We start from the raw sequence: 17,425 nt of genomic DNA, 5'->3' as shown, positions 1-17,425 counted from the left end.
GTATTCTAGATATTAGTTTGGGGGACTTATGTATGGCAGATGTAAAAAATAAAGTGGCTGAAAATGTAGAAGGAGCTTATTACGTGGATGATCAGTGTATCACTTGTCAGAGATGCATAGATGAAGCTCCCAATAATTTCAAGATGAATGAAAACGGTTCGAGTTCTTTTGTATATAAGCAGCCCGAGAATGATGCTGAAAAGAAGAATTGCGAAGAGGCCATGGACTCCTGTCCTGCGGAAGCGATCGGAAATGATGGATAAGTGCATAACTTATTTTTAAAGCATATTTTTCCTTTTCTTTATTCTATTTTAGAACTATTAAATTAACAGATCATAGAATACCACCGCTTACAAAAACGGTGATATCGAACAGCATTTCCTTTTTGTCCCACATGACGTATTCAAAAAACTCAAATAGATTGCAAACTGTTATTTCTATATGAGTTTGATCTATGAGGACCTGGTAAAATCGCTCGATTCCAAACAACAGGCATATGTGGATCTGGAACTACCTGATCCGACCAATGGGGAATACCTTCTCGGAGTATTTCACTTGATACCGGGAGGAGATCTGAACGTACTACAAGCGGCTGCGGAGATCGCTGCAGAATCATCAACGGGTACAAATATCAAAGTGAATACAGAGACTGCATTCTCCAGAACCATGAATGCTCTGGTGTATCAGCTTGATCTGGAAAGAGAGCTGGTATGGGTAGCTTATCCGTGGAGACTTTTTGACAGGGGAGGAAATGTCCAGAATATACTGACCTACATTGTCGGCAATATCCTTGGAATGAAAGAGATCCAGGCATTGAAGCTTATGGATGTATGGTTCCCGCCATCCATGCTGGAACAGTATGACGGTCCAAGCTATACTGTTGACGATATGCGAAAGTACCTTGATGTTCATGACAGACCGATCCTCGGCACCATAGTTAAACCAAAGATGGGACTTACTTCTGCGGAATATGCGGAAGTGTGCTATGATTTCTGGGTAGGCGGAGGAGATTTTGTCAAGAACGATGAGCCCCAGGCAAATCAGGATTTCTGCCCGTATGAGAAGATGGTCGCTCATGTGAAAGAGGCTATGAACAAGGCTGTGAAAGAGACCGGTCACAAGAAGGTCCACTCGTTCAATGTTTCAGCTGCTGATTTCGACACCATGATAGAAAGGTGTGAGATGATCACCAATGCAGGATTCGAACCCGGAAGCTATGCTTTCCTTATAGATGGTATCACGGCCGGATGGATGGCGGTACAAACCCTCAGAAGACGATATCCCGATGTGTTCCTGCACTTCCACAGAGCTGCACATGGTGCTTTTACAAGACAGGAAAACCCCATCGGGTTTTCAGTTCTGGTACTGTCAAAGTTCGCACGCCTTGCCGGTGCTTCAGGGATACACACCGGAACAGCTGGTGTCGGCAAGATGCAAGGTACACCTGCGGAAGATGTTGTTGCCGCCCACGGCATCCAGTATTTGAAGTCACCCGGACACTTCTTCGAGCAGACATGGTCAAAGATAATGGATACCGATAAGGATGCCATCAACCTTGTCAACGAGGACCTTGCTCACCACGTCATCCTCGAAGACGATAGCTGGAGAGCCATGAAGAAATGCTGCCCCATAGTTTCCGGCGGCCTTAACCCTGTGAAACTGAAACCCTTCATAGATGTAATGGAGAATGTAGATTTCATCACGACCATGGGTTCAGGCGTACACTCCCACCCAGGGGGAACCCAGTCAGGTGCAAAGGCACTGGTTCAGGCATGTGATGCATATCTTCAGGGAATGGACATTGCAGAATATGCCAAGGACCATAAGGAACTGGCAGAAGCGATCGAGTTCTATTTGAATAGATAATTGTACGAAAATAATCTCTACACGGATATCTGAACCTGTAGAGATTTAAACCTTTTTAATTCCGATATTTAAGGGGTTGATACCTCTTGCTATTTCGAAGTGTTTATGAAATAGCAAAGCTGATTATTTTTAAAAGTAGTGCGGGAGGTGCGATTCGAACGCACGAACTCCTACGAGACAGGGTCCTGAGCCTTTGGCCAGGCTGGGCAACCTCCGCAAAAAGGAACAATCTCTAAACTCATTTTTCGTATTCTGTGTAAGTATATTCCATGGACTTGCACATTTTCTACCATATATATGCAATGCATAAGCTATGCTCAGAGTGGTGCCAGTAGTCTTGAAAAAAGATTTACGCTTTTAAAGCGAAAAGCTAATTGATAATCTCCAATATAGATGATATTACTACACCAATACTTAAATAATCAAACATAATAATATATTAATGGGGGTATTGTTCAAATGAGATTATATGTAATAATTTTTGTAATACTTTTAACTTTAGTTACCACAGGGGCTTCAGCTGCCGTAGGAGTTGTTGAAGACTGGAATGTTACTTTTGACGGCGGTTATGATGATGTGGCAACTTCTGTCCAGCAGACATCCGACGATGGGTATATTGTAGCCGGTTACACAAATAATAGCGCAAATAATGACATGTGGCTGCTTAAGACCGACGACACAGGTTCCGAGGAATGGAATGTTACCTATACCTGCAACGTTAGTGATGATGATATTATATATTCTGTACAGCAGACATCCGACGGATATATTGTAGCCGGTACCACGGAGACTGGCGATGATCGGGACATGTGGCTTCTTAAAACCGACTCCACAGGTTCCGAGGACTGGAACGTTACCTTTGACAGCGGTTCTTCTGATTATGTAACTTCGGTCAACCAGACATCTGACGACGGGTATATTTTGACCGGTTACACAAATAGTAGTGCAGATTGGGACATATGGCTTGTTAAGACCGACTCCACAGGTTCCGAGGAATGGAATGTTACCTTTGACGGCGGTAATGATGATTATTCAAGATCTGTCCAGCAGACATCCGACGGGTATATTGTGACCGGATCCACAAATAATAGTGTAGATTATGACGTATGGCTTATTAAGACCGACGACACAGGTTCCGAGGAATGGAATGTTACCTTTAATGGCGGTTATAATGATCATGCATATTCTGTCCAGCAGACCAACGACACAGGATATATTATAGCCGGTTACGCAGATAATATCGCAGATCGGGACATGTGGCTTATTAAGACCGACTCCACAGGTTCCGAGGACTGGAACGTTACCTTTGACGGCAGCGTTGAAGATGATGGGGCATATCCTGTCCAGCAAACATCCGATGAAGGGTATATTGTAGCCGGTTACACAGAGAATGAAGATAATCGAGACATGTGGCTTATTAAGACCAATTCTACAGGTTCCGAGGACTGGAATGTTACCTTTGACGGCGGTAATCATGATTATGCATATTCTGTCCAGCAAACCTTAGACGGCTACATTGTAGCAGGTTCCACAGAGAATGGCGCAAATAATGACATGTGGCTTGTTAAAGTAAAAGAAAACCAGCCTCCTGTGCTGTCCCCAATCGGTGATAAAAGTGTTAATGAGAATGCCCCACTAACCTTCACGGTCATTGCCATAGACCCTGAAAACGACACCCTTGTCTACTCCGGCACCAATCTCCCAACAGGTGCTACATTGAATGACAGTACAGGTGTATTTTCGTGGACACCTTCCGAATCCCAAGCTGGAGCTTATTCGGTTAATTTTACAGTTTACGATAGTATCCTAACCGATTCAGAGACAATTAACATCACTGTCAATAATGTTGACACCGGTGGCAGCTCTTCTGGAGGTAGTGGTACTGGCAGTGCGGTAATCATGCCAATTCAAGAAGAAACTGAAGAGGAGGAAGCAAATAACACTTCCAGTTCAAATGCTACCGATAATGCAGTCGTAGTAGTTTCTGAAGAGGAATCATCCGAAGAAGAAATTGTTGAAGAAACCCCTGAACTACAAGAAGAAAGTGAAACAACTCCAGGATTCAGCATGCTTCCAGCAATCGGTATGTTGCTGTCAGTGTATATTATTTACAGAAGGAAGGATTGATTGATTGATAAACAATCTTTCTAATTTTTTTTGTATTCATCACGACCATAGGTTCAGGCGTACATTTCCAACTCGGAGGCACACAGTCCGGTGCAAAGGCACTTGTCCAGACATGTGATGTATATCTTCAGGGAATGGACATTGAGGAATATGTCAGGACCATAAGAACTGGCAGAAGCAATCGTTATATTTGATAGATAATTGTACAAAAATGATCTCTACACGGATATCTGAATGTGTAGAGATCAAACCTTTTTTATTCAGAAATTTAAGAATCTAATATCGGCTTTGTAGAAATCCTCAGTTTTGTTTCAATTGAATTCAAATATCGACATAACCATCACTCAATTAATTTGGAGAGAACACACTCATTAAACCAACTTGGAGTAAGATAATCCACCAATAGATCCAATGAACCATCAGGATTTTTTTTAGCTATTAATTCCATTTCTTCAGAATTGTCGAAAATATATGCCCTACGACAGTGCTTTAAAACCTCAAATAAATTATTGTTGGCCTTTGTGTACCGATCATATATCTTTTCACGAGGAACATCGTGACCACCCATTTGCACTCGTTGTGCCACACGAACACAATTAATTTCAAGGTCGTTTGTACTTACATAATACAAATAGACATCCCAACCGAGTTTTTTTGCATCCTTGAGAAAATCTATTTTTGATGGGTGTGATAAAACTGTTTCAAACGAAAATAAACGTTCGTTTGTTTTTATGAGGCACTGTCTAAGATAATCCGATAACATTGCACCCATATATGAACTTTTTTTATTTATGTAAAAACAGTTGTCTTTAATTTTAAGATCTTGAATGGTAATGCCAAGTTTTTCATAAAAATGATACTGGAGTACAAAATCTCGAAAATCGCCCTCGTCAACTTTTACTCCAAAGCTATCAAAATTGAGAACATCCAATAAATTAAGTTCATCCGGATTAACATGCCGATTAGGATCGATCAGTTCATCCCTTTTTTCAATAAATTCACTAACAATTGCAGTTTTACCAGATCAATTTGGTCCTGCAAATACCCTCATACGTTGCTTCATATGTAGTATCGTTTTTTGTTTAGTGTTACAGGACTATTTTCAATTCTCTTAATGACATCAGTACTTCCATCTGGATGCAACATAACAATGTTTTCACCCTGTTGTCTTGCTACTGATATCCCATGACTAAATGCATTTTGTTTCGCACTAGAGGATGCTGCCCTCGCGACTTTCACGATATTATCAACTTCCCGTGTTCTGCGGTTCCTTTTATTGATCGACAGTCGCATTATTGATTCCTCCATCTAGCTAATTGGTCATGTATAATCATCATACACAATTGTTACATAAATACATTTGTGTGTTGATCCATATTTCCACTATAGATCAATTCACATCCATTGAGGCAGCTAATTTATACTTGTGAATGATCTTACCTTTCTTTGATAGGTACCAATACACTACAAAAGTCAGTAGTGAATCTACTGCTATTCCTGCCAGTGTCGCTCATGTCCGAGCTATCAGGAGGATTTGAGCTCATAATAATAGCTTTAATTCTAATAGCCATATTGAATGTAATATACATATTCAGATGTGATCTTGCTACAAACATCTAAAACAAAATAGTGCGGGAGGTGCGATTCGAACGCACGAACTCCTACGAGACAGGGTCCTAAGCCCTGCTTAGAGGGTCACGTAATATTGCAAAATATATATATGTATTTAATACATATTAAATGTATGAAATATGCACCCGATTTTACAGGAAATAATGCTGAAACGTTTAAATCATATAAAAGGCACCTTAAGCTCAACAATTTTAAAGATAGTACTATTAATACTAAACTTTGGAAAGTTTATACGTTTTTAAAATTCCATGAAGGAAAAAATTTAGACAAAATTACAAAATCTGACATTGAAGATTATATCCTATACCGTCGCCAAAATAATAAACCTAAGACTGTCCATAATGATGTCGTTGACCTAAGGCTTTTTTTTAAGTGGTTCTCTCCTGACAATGATTTTTTTGATGGAATTAAAACAAGATCTCCTAAAAACAATCTACCTGTGGATGAACTTATTGTGCAGGAAGATGTTAAAAAACTGGTCGAAACCTGCAAAACACAACGCGATCGTGCAATAGTTATGATGCTGTGGGATAGTGCAGCTCGTGCTAATGAGATTCTTAGTTTAAATATAAAAAACGTTCAATTTGACAGACATGGCTGTTCTATAATCGTTAATGGCAAAACTGGGATGAGAAAATTGAGGCTTATTGATTCGGTGCCTGATTTACAAGCATGGATCAATCAGCATCCATTCCGTGATAACCCTGATGCACCTTTATTTGTCACAAGTCGCAATTATGGGGCTGAACCTAAAAGTTTAGATATACGCACAGTTCAAAATATGCTTAAAACAAATGCGGAGAATGCAGGTCTAAAAAAGAATGTTCATCCTCATGCTCTGAGACATGGAAGATTAACTGAATTGGTGAAACAAGGGTTTAAAGAGATGGAGTTGAGAATTTTTGCAGGATGGGAAGCCGATTCTAAAATGCCTGCAGTTTATATTCACTTGTCAGGTGATGATGTTGAGAATAAATTATTGGCAATAAATGGGATTATTGAGGATGATGTGGAAAAGAAGAAGGAAGTGCTTAAACCAATTAAATGTCCTCGATGTAAGACGAAAAACCCACATGATGCAAAATATTGTAGTAGTTGTTCAATGGTATTAGATATGGATACTGCAATAAAACTGGATTCCGAATTTAAACTGACTGATAATAAGTTGTCTAAATTTGTTGAAGCACAGGTTAATGAACTAGTTGAATCACGAATTAATGAAATGCTGCAAAATATGAAATAATTTTAGGTAATTGGTTTGGACAATAAATCAATATTAATTCTAAATAACGGTTTTTGTTTATATTGTGTAAAATCCAAACCTTAATTTTCTTATAGGTTCATATATCATTTTAATTAATGTGGAAGTATTTTTTCAATATCTTGATAGCCATATTCATCTTTATATTTGTATTCAAGCATGATTTCTATATTACTCATTTTTTCTAGCTTACTTTGTAGATTTGCTTTTGACTTCCAAGATGATGAATTTACTATCATATTATTAAGTTTCGTAACATACAGATTTTCATACGATTTTTCTCTCATTGAAAAATCATGGTCTCCAAAAAGACAGCGATATACATCATCGTTCATTTTATTTTCATTTTCCACATAGTTAAGTAGCTTCATAAGACGGGGGAGTATATCAACAGATAAATACATACTATAGCGTTTCTTATATACGATTTCATCATTATCTTTTGAATATAAATATAACTCTTTTATCAGATTTTTAATTATGTTACTTAATTCCATGCTTATCATAAGGTATTGCGATTCTTCTACATTTTCTGGATTAACTCTTCTTTCATCTTCGTCATAAAAATCATATTTTTTATTTCGCCTGTATTCTACAGGATTTCCTCTTATTCCCTTTAGCTTCTTTTTTTCTACAAGGTTTATATTAATTATTTTTTTCAGACAATCTGATAATGTTGACTTACTCATTGTTTTTTTTATTTCATTTTGAGACTGGAGTTCTTCTGTTATTTTTTCATGTAATCGGTTATATCTAATTGGAGATCCATCCTCAGGTATACAACTATAGACCATCTCACACTTTTTTGTGTATATTTTATCAACCATACCTACATCTCTTTTTTTATTTAGTACAGTTATAGTACTAAATATATGGTATAAATACCTTATTATTTTTGTTTAATTCTAACTATTTGAATGGAGGGATTTGATGAACTAACAGAAAAAAACAATTGGACTACAAGTGCCCGATCATTGAATGGTTAAGGTACAATTTACAATTTGAATCAAAAAAACAGTCGAAAAAACATAATTAAAATTGAATTTAAATAATATACAAAGAGAGATAATATGAAAGAGATTAATTTAAATGAATCATTGGAATTTGATGAGGAAATCTATAATCATATGCCCAAATCATTTCAATTGGTGAAGAAGATTGAACAAAAAGCGCAATCACAATTCAATGAGATTATGAAGGATATAAAAGACGGTAAAATCTCATTAGAAGATGTGAAAAAGAAAAGAGGATTAGTTTAACGTTAAAAATACAAAAATAGGTGAATAAAATGAGTAAACAAAATGAGAAAGTGTTATTTTCAAATGATGTAGAAATAGAAATAGAAGTATCAATTTCAAATGACGTTGGTCAAATATCTAAATGCAATGGTTATGCTAAAGTTTGTGTTCCTTGTAAGAAAGCATTGGAGCTATTCTTAAAACATATGATTTTAGAAGTGCATTCTCAAAAGATAGATGAACTGCTAGAAGACGTGGTAGAATAATTTAGCTTGTAAATAAAGAATAAAAGAAATATTTAAAAAACCAACACTAGTAGACCTGAGGGTTTTAGAAATAACATTTCCTTCTATTTGAGTAGCATCTTATAGTTAGTAATATCTTGTATATAATATTTTTGATATGCCTGTAATTTCTAAAATCCATCAATGGTCTTGCTAGTTTTAAAAAAAATAAAAAGTGATAAAGATGGATATTAAAAGTGATTATCTAATAGAAAGAACAGCAAAGCCAGAAGTTTTAAATCTAATTGATGATGTAGCAAATATTTTTGATGATGTTGTTGAGGATATTTTAAAGTATAAACATAAGATAACTTTGATTGAGAATGCAACTGATTTACAGGATTCAGAACGTAACGAAATAATAGAAGTATATAATGACTTTATTGATGAGTGTTATTCGATATTGGACAGGTGTGATCAATTGATATTTTATCTTGATCAGTCTGTTACCTATGAAATAATGCCTTGTTCTGATTTAGAAGATGGAGATGACATCGGTACTAATCAAATAATTAAAAAAGGTGAATTTGATGAGTAATAGTAATAATAAACGATATCCAGTGACTTCAAATCCACCATTATTTTTTGATAATTTTACATCCAAGTGTATCAAAATCGGTGCAATTAGCCATATCCATTCTGGATTAAGAGATCTTGGGGAGGTGATTCAATGAATGATGGACATGTTTCCAAAACTGAAACTACAAAGGAAGAAGGAAAATCATTTGAGGTAGACATCATAGTTGAAAGCACTGATGAAAATGCTCTCACTCATCTGGATTACTCTCCAAAATCTCAGATATATGCAGGCAAGTTACTCCCTTCTGATTATTTAACAACGGATTTCGAAGGCAAAGAAACAGGTCTATTTAAAATAAAATACAATAAAAAATCAGGAAACTTCACATCAAGAATTTCACATTCTCCATGCACAATCACAGGAATGGGTATGAATATAGATGATGGAAATAAATGGCTTGAAATTACCTTTGCTGAGAGACTACGCGACGAATGTAAGATATTACGTATGCCACAAGTCAAGGCTCTTAGTAATGATGGTATAAAAGAGTTGATTAACAAAGGATTCATAATAACTCTGAAGTTTATTCCTGATTTAAATGAATATCTCGCTGAGTGCTTGAAGTTCAACTATGATGAATTGGACAAAATAATAGTTGCTCAAAAAAATGGATGGAAGCCTAAAACCAAAATTATTGATGAATGTTTTGTATTCGGTGATAGGGCATACACAAAGGATTCCACACACCTTGTAGAAATGGTTGAAGGAGCTGCCTTAAAAGGTTTGACAAAAAAAGGGACCTTTGAGAACTGGATCAAAGGTATGAACGGAATTTTAAGTGAACCAATCGTCCGATTTAAAATATATGCAGCCATGTCTGCAATGATTCTTAATTTGGTCGGCGTCGATTCCTTTTTTGTAGATGACAGTGGCGAATCATCAACAGGTAAAACAACCACCTCCAGTGTAGCGTTTAGCGCTATTGGAAATCCAAAAGATTTGAAATGGAGTGCTGATACAACAGTAGTGGGTGCAGAAAAGATGGCAGAATTGTTCTGCGACTTACCTTTTTATCTAGATGAAACAAGCGTGCAAAAAAATCAGGATATGCTCACAGCTCTTATTTACATGATATCAAACGGAAAGGGCAAGTTAAGGGGAAAGAAAGAAGGTGGCCTGCTTATAGGTGGTTCTTGGAATTCAGTTGTTCTAACGACAGGTGAAAAAGCCATCACTGATAACGATGGTTTTACAGGTCAGTTGGTTAGAGTAATCGAACTGCATTGTGATATGAGATATCTGCCAGACGAGGTAGAATTAGCAAAGCGTACTATGCAGGATAATTATGGGCATCTTGTAGAACCATTCATAAAAAAGATTTTCGATTACAAGGACAACATAAGGGACGAAACATTTTCAGATTTAAAGAACCAATTCACCAAAACGAATACAAGTGTCGGTGATAGACTTTCTAACACTTTCGCAGCTATTACGACAGCAGGTGTCTTAATTGAAGAAATATTTGAAGAAATTGGAGTTGAAACTGTCGATCCATTTGCTATAACAAATAAATACTTCGAAGAAATTGTTGAAAATGCGCCTATTGAGTCGTATTCACACAGAGCATTACAAAGTGTCTACGACTGGATACAAGTCAATATTAAAAATTTTGTAGATAGTCGATCTAATCGTCCAGACTTAAGCTTAGGTCAAAAACAGCTACACTCCGGATGGATCTCTGATGAATATATTGATCTAATTCCTTTAGAATTGAGGAGAGCAATCAGAGAATCTGGTTATAATAGTACAACTGTACAAAAAGAATGGGCTGATGAAGGTATCTTAGTTCATCGTAAGGAAAACAAAAAAGATGGTAGTGTTACAAGGAGATTTTCAACTAAAGTGAAGTATGATGGAACACAACAAGATGTTTCACGCTTGAACCTTAAAAAAGTACATGAGATATTAGGTTTGAAAAGTATGGAACCAACGTGGCCCACAATAAAAGTACCAAAAGAAGATTGAATGATTGTGATTTTAAATCATACATTCAATTTTTTAGATATATATCTCCAAAAATGAAATGTCTAGGGATCTATACCACTTTTACACATCAAAAATTATACACATAAATGACTATACCACTTTTCTATTTTATTAATCCCACTTTAATCTGACCAGAAATTGTAGATGAAATACATTAATACCACTTATACCACCTATACCACCGAAAATAAGAAACAAATATTTTTCATCGATTGCAAAAACTAAAATTAACCTTTTTTTATATTTTATTATCTTTTTAGTGGTATAAGTGGTATTAGTGGGATAATTAAACATCGTTATTTCATTTTTTGATTTCAAAACAGTGGTATATTTCCAGAAAAAGTGGTATAATTTTGAAAATGATTTATTCTTGTTGCAATCATTAGTGGTATACTTGAATCCGTATTATTTGTTCAGTTTCAAGAAGTTGTGATATTTACGAATATTATTGAGTAATCACTTTGATCGATATCTTACCTATTAATTTTAGTTCAAAGCAATTTAGAGCAGTTTTAAGAGCATTTTGGGTTAAAAGGGTACATTTATTGCCTTCTAAATGATCTCTTGACTATGGGGTAATATGCCACCAATTTTTTGATTCCAGGCGTTGACTACTATTTTAATTAGAAAATTAGAGTTTTACTATCTTGTAATCTCGTATATTTTGTATACTTAATACACTTGTTAGATCTATTATGATTGAATCACCTAGTATATTTCATAGACAACATTCCTCTACTTTTAAGTGAAAATTAATATTATGATTATTACTACTAGATTTCTAAAGAACATTGTTACTTCTATTATTTATTGAGATTTTACAAAACATATCAATAAACTCTTGAGGGATCCTGTTGCTTTTTCTCGGAATTAACCATATGAAATATTGAGAATGTTTATATAATTTCAAAACAATTTAAATATGAGGGTTAACAGTTAGTGTTAACCTATCAAATCTAAAAGGTGATAATATCAAGAAAATGAAAGATTGTCAATTGAAAGGATTAATTTTGAAATCAATACTAACAGGAAATAACACTAGTAGAGCTATCTTCGAATCAATTCCATATGAAAATTATCAGTCATTCAAGGTTGAACTTGTAAATCTGCGAAAGCGAGGATACATCATTAAAAAAGGACAAAAACAGCCATTTCATTATCAATTAACGTCTCCAAAAGGCATAGAACACGCTAAAAATCCAAATATCAATAAAGAAAAGTTCGATGCATTAGTAATGAGTCAAGCAAACCCGATTGCAGTTGAAATGGTGGATGTAATTCTCAATAATAAAGAATTGTTTAACCAAGCTGTTGATAACAAAATACGTAGCAAAGGATTATTTGAAGGTGGAATTGCTGTAGTTCAGGAGGCTCATTCAAAGCCAAGTAACTTTGTTTCAAGTAACGATAAAAATTACGAAGGCCAGGATAGTTCCGAAGAAGTCAAAAAATTAAGAAAATTGCTTGGTGAAAAAGATAAGAGAATTTCTGATTTAGAAATTGAGTTGATGGATATACAAAAGCCTGTTGTTACAATGCAACTAAAGCAAGAATCTGCATCTGAAGGTAATCAATCAAAACGTAAATCGCAACAATTACTTAAAAGTGAAAATAACCATAAGAAACTTGCTGAATCTCGCTATAAGCTATGCAAACGCTTCTATGATAGCAAAGTGTATCTGACCGGTGATTTTTTCAGAAAATATCAAAATATGTTACCGATTTTGCTGAGTGGAAAAACACTATTTAACAGGGGCAGTGTTGAGATCTTGAGTCATGCTGAATTTAAACGTGAGCAAGAGAGAAAACATGCAAAGGCACCATTAAAAGATAAAGATATATTGAGATATCATTTTAAAATTACTAAATTAGGGAAGAATAGTATCACTGTCGAGAGTGACAAAATGTTGAAACCAAAAGTGATGATATTTTGACAATTAAGAATTATATGAAAATATTTGGCATTCTGGTTTTTGTGTCAATTAATAGTGTTGTTGTAGCCAAAAAAATAAAATAAAATTCTGGTTTTTTGTGGCTTTGGGGATTGATTCAGTAACCCTTTAGTAAGTCACATAATTATGCACGCTTCAACAAATACTATTCCTAAAGGGGTAAGACTATAATACCCCCTCGGAACCATAAGATTAAGGTCACCAAAATCATCAAAATCATCAATAGTCTCGAAAGCAGAAAGTGCATCTTCTAAGGAAGAATCATTTAAGCATTGGACTCTAAGCAAATTATGAATAGAAACATCTAATAATTCGCCTGTGCAGCCCAATTTATGTTTAATAACTACTTTGCTCATGAAATAAGATTGCATACGTTCTTTACGAACAACATAATCAGTTTCATTGTCAAAAACATCATCATCTTCAGCAAAATTCCTTGATGGTATAGAGGAATACTTTGATGCACCGCGATAAACAAGACTCAAAATTTGAGCATCTAAAGATGAAAGACTTTTTATCATTTCAATGAAAGCATATCTGATTTCAAAATCAAAATTTGCATCCATACTATTCGCAATAAGTCTACACCAAATATCCTGCAAATCATCATCCTCTTCCAGACCTGCATTCATAATCATGGGAATTGCAAATTTAGGAGAAATCGGTCTTACTGGAGGAAAGCCTTTTTTTTCATGATACTGATTTACTATTTCCACCATCCTAGTGCGTCTTTCCCATTGGATGAAATCAATTTGATCTCCTACAATACCATAGGCATCTTTGGCAGGAGTTCCAAAAATCTTCGAGAGAAAACCACCAAATTGACCAACGACATCAAGCGATTTTGTAGCCAATTTAGCAACTTCACCAGCAGTTTTAACTGTTTCATCGTATGAGTCCATGAATACAATTTGAAGATTTGATTATACTTAACAATATCTTTAATCACGCAAACGGGATTCAGGAACCAACAGCTTTCACTGCATCGAACACTAGGAAGATTAACCTGGTCAAATCGTTTCTTTATTCATTTATCTAGCTTCAACTGAACAAACAGCTCCTATTTGTTCCCGGAACACCAGAAATATTCCTTTTTCCCATCCTTTTTCTATTTATTAAGCTTCAGCTTTTTAATATTACAAACAAAATATATATATGCATTCAGAAATATATAATCTTCTTGAAAATAAAAAAAGAGTTGATTTAAAATGAAAAATAATACTATAAAAAAAGCTGGGCTTTACATTCGAACTTCAACAGACAATCAACAGGATTCGATACATTTGCAAAGACAAGAACTCCGAAATTATTGTCACTCAAAAGGTTGGGTTGTTCATGAGGAATATATCGATTTTGGATTTTCAGGTAAAGACACTGAGAGACCTGCCTTTCAGAATATAATGCAAGATGCAGAGGATGGCAAATTCCAAATTCTGCTTGTAACAAAGATTGACCGATTTGCTAGGTCCATAATCGATTGTCTCGTCAGTGTTGAAAAGCTTGAGTCATATTGTGTATCCTTTGCAGCAACAAGCCAGCCAATTGATACATCTTCTGCAATGGGAAAGTTGACATTACAGATAATGGCTTCATTTGCGGAATTTGAAAGATCCATCATTAATGAAAGAATGACAGCTGGGCGAAGAGCTGCGGAACAAAGAGGGGTTATTTGTCACAGACCAAAGAAAGAAATTCCTAGTAAGAAACTCGAAGAGCTTATCGAAAAAGGTTTATCAGCAAATGCATGTGGGAAATATTTTGGGGTCACTGCATCAACTATTACAAATAGATTGATAAATTATGGGTATGTATACGAAAATGGAGAGTGGAAAAAGGAAGAACATTAATTATTAAATTATTGTTTTATGACAAATATTTTAATAATTGTTAAGACCCATTATTTGTTTCCCTTTTTTATCATATTTCGGCTTTGTGGAAATCCTAGTACTATAGTTTAATTGTTGTAACCATAAAGGATTTCTACAAAACCATTTTTTCATAAACTAAAGACAATTTAACATTAAATTGATTAAAGTTTCTTGTTTAGCTCTGCAAGGCTTCTTTTGTAATAGGTTATATCCTCATTTACTTTGTCTACAATTTCATCATATAATTTGCTAATCTTCTCTTTATTTTGTACTATATGGTGCATTAAGTACTGTTCATCTTCTGGAATCAACAATATTGTACGGCTAAACATTAGATTTCCGATCATTCTATCGTCAGTTTCTCTTGAAATTTGACTAGTCAACATCTGATGGTGTCTTCTTTTTAAAATAGCTGAATTCGGTTCAAAATAAGATAGGAAATCTTCTAATTTTAAATTTAAATCATCTGAAGCTAAATGTGAAAATTTATTTATTTTAGCTAAATTTGCTTTGATTTTTAAAATATCAGTGGATTCTAATGTTATATAGGTTGAATTACTATCGTAGTTTATTTTGAAATCATTATTTAAAACATGTTTTAGGGGATAATACATGTTTTCAAGTTTTTTTTCTATATTGCCCATTTGTTGTATTACAGATGTTTGTTTAATGCTATGTTCCGACTGTTGAATTGCACGATAAGTATAAGTTACATACAAAAAAGTAGCAGCTGCAATAAACGCATTAATATATACACTTAAAGATCCAGATGTATCTAACGGATCCACTGTGTACATTTTATTTAATATCGATGTCAGTATTACTACTATTAATGCTACAAATGTTGCAAAAATAGTTATGATAACTCCATTTGCAATTTTGTATGAGAATTCTTTATTTCTTTTAATAAAATCATTCATTTTTGAAACCCCATAAGATAATGCAGGCCATAGCAAACAGATGCATGAAATATATGCAATAAACCAAAAAATAAAGATTACTACTAAAAGACCAATTGAATAGTATAAGGTTATAATATTTATTGTGAGATCTCCTTTATTGACTTTTATTTTTTATATGGACTGTTAGCATAAACTATTCATGATAATTTACAATTTTCTATATATACTTTAATATACGTTAAATTGCCACACAAAAATTATAATAATAAAATAGCATTCATCAATTTCTACTATCAAAAAACAGGTGGTCTTGTCACCACTTTCTTTGAGCTTGATTATGTTACCTCTGAACCCTACTTTGTTCATATCTTGGACGACAAACTCACACTTGGTGAATTAATGCAGTTAACCTACAAGACCACCCAAGTATCATATTTTACCGTAGAGAACCAAAACGGTGACGAGGTCCACCGCTCACTCGTAAATTCTACAGATGCCATGGACTATTTAAACTTATGTAGAGGACATGGCGAATTAGTATAAAAAGGTATAAAGCATAAAAGAACACCTGCTGAAAAATGCGGAATTGTTGAAAATAATTGGACATAGAGGAAACTATTGATTTTTAAGTGTTACAAAACATCAACAATTTAATACTGGACTACAGAAGTCCTAATGCCTTCTTAATATTCTAAGCATGGATTTGAAAAACAAAAGATCCAAAAGTCTGCAATGATTATAGCTTCAGATTTCTTACTTTTTGATTTTGAATAAATTTACTTCTCTATGTATGGTACTGAAGATACCAACCATGTAAACATGATTTGGCTGATGAAGTGAAAGACGTTTTAAGAATTTAAATTGGAAATGAGCGAAGTGTTTGGAATATGATAGAGGTTCTGTAACAAAGCGGTAAGAATATCAAATCAAGTGAATCTTGAGGAGATGCTCGGATCTTTCCATATAGTCTGAGAAAAAGAGTTTGCACAACACTGCCAGAATCAAAATTAAGGTAACGTTTGCTCAGTTGGTTCCACATGCGAACTTTGTTTTTCAGAGATCTTTGTCATCAATGTTATGGAAGCAAAATCTACCCGCTTTGCTTCGATGTTAGAGTGAATGCGGAGCAGTCTATAATACTACGAATAGGAACAATTTGTAGAATCCTTTAGACTGTGCCTTCGAAGACATGTGTGAATGCTCTTCTAAGTGAAAGGAAGTCCTCAAGCCTGAAGCAAAGGTCGTAATTGTCATTGGAGACGCAACGTAAATAAGGAGCCTGTGGCAATCGGAACTTATAGATAATCCACAATTCAGACAACCTTTCAAAAGATTATACTATAAATTATTATTACCTGCATTATATCTAGTTGGTTTGATCTTAATGATTCTATCCCTCTCATCAAATACCACGTTGGCAACTTTACTTAGTATAATTATAATAGGGATTTTCATAATAGATGATATTGCTGTTTATAACAATGCAAGAATCTTAACAGTACCACAAAATCAGAAGATATAAATATTCATAGAATATACTGATTAAATATTATTATAATCGAATTGGAAAAACAAATAAGGTGGTAGAATTTAAATATAGGATACTGATGCTAGAGAGAAACATAAATAATTGTTGATGTGTACCAAGGGAATATAAATGACAAAGAGATTAAGTTGATTGTTAGCCATATTTTGGTGGTACTACACTAAAATAAAAGGTACTATAAGA

At 34.6% G+C, this 17,425-nt stretch carries 15 protein-coding genes and 1 tRNA gene; 10 read left to right on the top strand and 6 right to left on the bottom strand.

Features of this window, described 5'->3' with window-relative positions; genetic code table 11:
- Nucleotides 1-32 precede the first annotated feature (32 nt).
- Nucleotides 33-263, top strand: a complete 231-nt coding sequence (locus PBV53_RS01210; protein ID WP_270095366.1) for a ferredoxin — start codon at nucleotides 33-35, stop codon at nucleotides 261-263.
- A gap of 178 nt (nucleotides 264-441) precedes the next feature.
- Complete coding sequence (locus PBV53_RS01205) at nucleotides 442-1,866, top strand: ribulose-bisphosphate carboxylase (protein WP_270095365.1); 1,425 nt, start codon at nucleotides 442-444, stop codon at nucleotides 1,864-1,866.
- A gap of 139 nt (nucleotides 1,867-2,005) precedes the next feature.
- Here the strand turns inward: PBV53_RS01205 and PBV53_RS01200 are convergent.
- Nucleotides 2,006-2,083: transfer RNA gene (locus PBV53_RS01200), tRNA-OTHER, on the bottom strand.
- Between the two features lie 242 nt (nucleotides 2,084-2,325).
- On the opposite strand from PBV53_RS01200, the gene PBV53_RS01195 reads away from it, so the two are divergent.
- Entirely contained in the window at nucleotides 2,326-3,993 is a 1,668-nt protein-coding gene (locus PBV53_RS01195; RefSeq protein ID WP_270095364.1) for an Ig domain-containing protein, read from the top strand.
- Nucleotides 3,994-4,333: 340 nt separating this feature from the next.
- Here PBV53_RS01195 and PBV53_RS01190 read toward each other — a convergent pair whose 3' ends face one another.
- Together PBV53_RS01190 and PBV53_RS01185 are read right to left on the bottom strand one after the other, a co-directional pair.
- Entirely contained in the window at nucleotides 4,334-4,924 is a 591-nt protein-coding gene (locus tag PBV53_RS01190) for an ATPase (RefSeq protein WP_270095363.1), read from the bottom strand.
- Nucleotides 4,925-5,052: 128 nt separating this feature from the next.
- Nucleotides 5,053-5,286: a hypothetical protein gene (locus tag PBV53_RS01185; RefSeq protein WP_270095362.1), complete on the bottom strand. Its 234-nt coding sequence runs from the start codon at nucleotides 5,284-5,286 to the stop codon at nucleotides 5,053-5,055.
- A 451-nt stretch (nucleotides 5,287-5,737) separates the two neighbouring features.
- Between PBV53_RS01185 and PBV53_RS01180 the strand changes: the two genes are divergently transcribed.
- A complete protein-coding gene (locus PBV53_RS01180; protein ID WP_270095361.1) occupies nucleotides 5,738-6,868 on the top strand; it encodes a site-specific integrase in 1,131 nt (376 codons plus the stop codon).
- Nucleotides 6,869-6,981: 113 nt separating this feature from the next.
- On the opposite strand, the gene PBV53_RS01175 is transcribed toward PBV53_RS01180, so the two are convergent.
- Complete coding sequence (locus PBV53_RS01175) at nucleotides 6,982-7,713, bottom strand: hypothetical protein (RefSeq protein WP_270095360.1); 732 nt, start codon at nucleotides 7,711-7,713, stop codon at nucleotides 6,982-6,984.
- A gap of 243 nt (nucleotides 7,714-7,956) precedes the next feature.
- Here PBV53_RS01175 and PBV53_RS01170 point away from each other — a divergent pair, with 243 nt between their 5' ends.
- The 5 genes from PBV53_RS01170 (at nucleotide 7,957) to PBV53_RS01150 (ending at nucleotide 12,908) form a co-directional block, all read left to right on the top strand.
- Nucleotides 7,957-8,145 carry a hypothetical protein gene (locus PBV53_RS01170; protein WP_270095359.1) on the top strand — a complete coding sequence of 63 codons (189 nt, stop codon included), beginning with the start codon at nucleotides 7,957-7,959 and terminating at the stop codon, nucleotides 8,143-8,145.
- Between the two features lie 29 nt (nucleotides 8,146-8,174).
- A complete protein-coding gene (locus PBV53_RS01165) occupies nucleotides 8,175-8,390 on the top strand; it encodes a hypothetical protein (RefSeq protein WP_270095358.1) in 216 nt (71 codons plus the stop codon).
- A gap of 202 nt (nucleotides 8,391-8,592) precedes the next feature.
- On the top strand, nucleotides 8,593-8,946 hold the full coding sequence (locus tag PBV53_RS01160) for a hypothetical protein (RefSeq protein ID WP_270095357.1): 354 nt from the start codon (nucleotides 8,593-8,595) through the stop codon (nucleotides 8,944-8,946).
- Between the two features lie 132 nt (nucleotides 8,947-9,078).
- Entirely contained in the window at nucleotides 9,079-10,953 is a 1,875-nt protein-coding gene (locus PBV53_RS01155) for a DUF927 domain-containing protein (RefSeq protein WP_270095356.1), read from the top strand.
- Nucleotides 10,954-11,954: 1,001 nt separating this feature from the next.
- The gene (locus PBV53_RS01150; RefSeq protein ID WP_270095355.1) at nucleotides 11,955-12,908 is read left to right on the top strand and encodes a hypothetical protein; all 954 of its coding nucleotides are present in this window, start codon (nucleotides 11,955-11,957) and stop codon (nucleotides 12,906-12,908) included.
- A gap of 134 nt (nucleotides 12,909-13,042) precedes the next feature.
- Here the strand turns inward: PBV53_RS01150 and PBV53_RS01145 are convergent, their stop codons facing one another.
- A complete protein-coding gene (locus PBV53_RS01145; protein WP_270095354.1) occupies nucleotides 13,043-13,828 on the bottom strand; it encodes an Abi-alpha family protein in 786 nt (261 codons plus the stop codon).
- Nucleotides 13,829-14,134: 306 nt separating this feature from the next.
- Here PBV53_RS01145 and PBV53_RS01140 point away from each other — a divergent pair, with 306 nt between their 5' ends.
- The gene (locus PBV53_RS01140) at nucleotides 14,135-14,773 is read left to right on the top strand and encodes a recombinase family protein (protein WP_270095353.1); all 639 of its coding nucleotides are present in this window, start codon (nucleotides 14,135-14,137) and stop codon (nucleotides 14,771-14,773) included.
- A gap of 182 nt (nucleotides 14,774-14,955) precedes the next feature.
- On the opposite strand, the gene PBV53_RS01135 is transcribed toward PBV53_RS01140, so the two are convergent.
- Complete coding sequence (locus tag PBV53_RS01135; RefSeq protein WP_270095352.1) at nucleotides 14,956-15,714, bottom strand: hypothetical protein; 759 nt, start codon at nucleotides 15,712-15,714, stop codon at nucleotides 14,956-14,958.
- Nucleotides 15,715-17,425: the final 1,711 nt, after the last annotated feature.

It is taken from the genome of Methanococcoides alaskense, from assembly GCF_027594145.1.
Classification (GTDB): Archaea; Halobacteriota; Methanosarcinia; order Methanosarcinales; family Methanosarcinaceae; genus Methanococcoides; species Methanococcoides alaskense.
The sequence above is the reverse complement of the archived record's forward strand: the minus strand, read 5'-3'. Positions and strand labels throughout refer to the sequence as shown.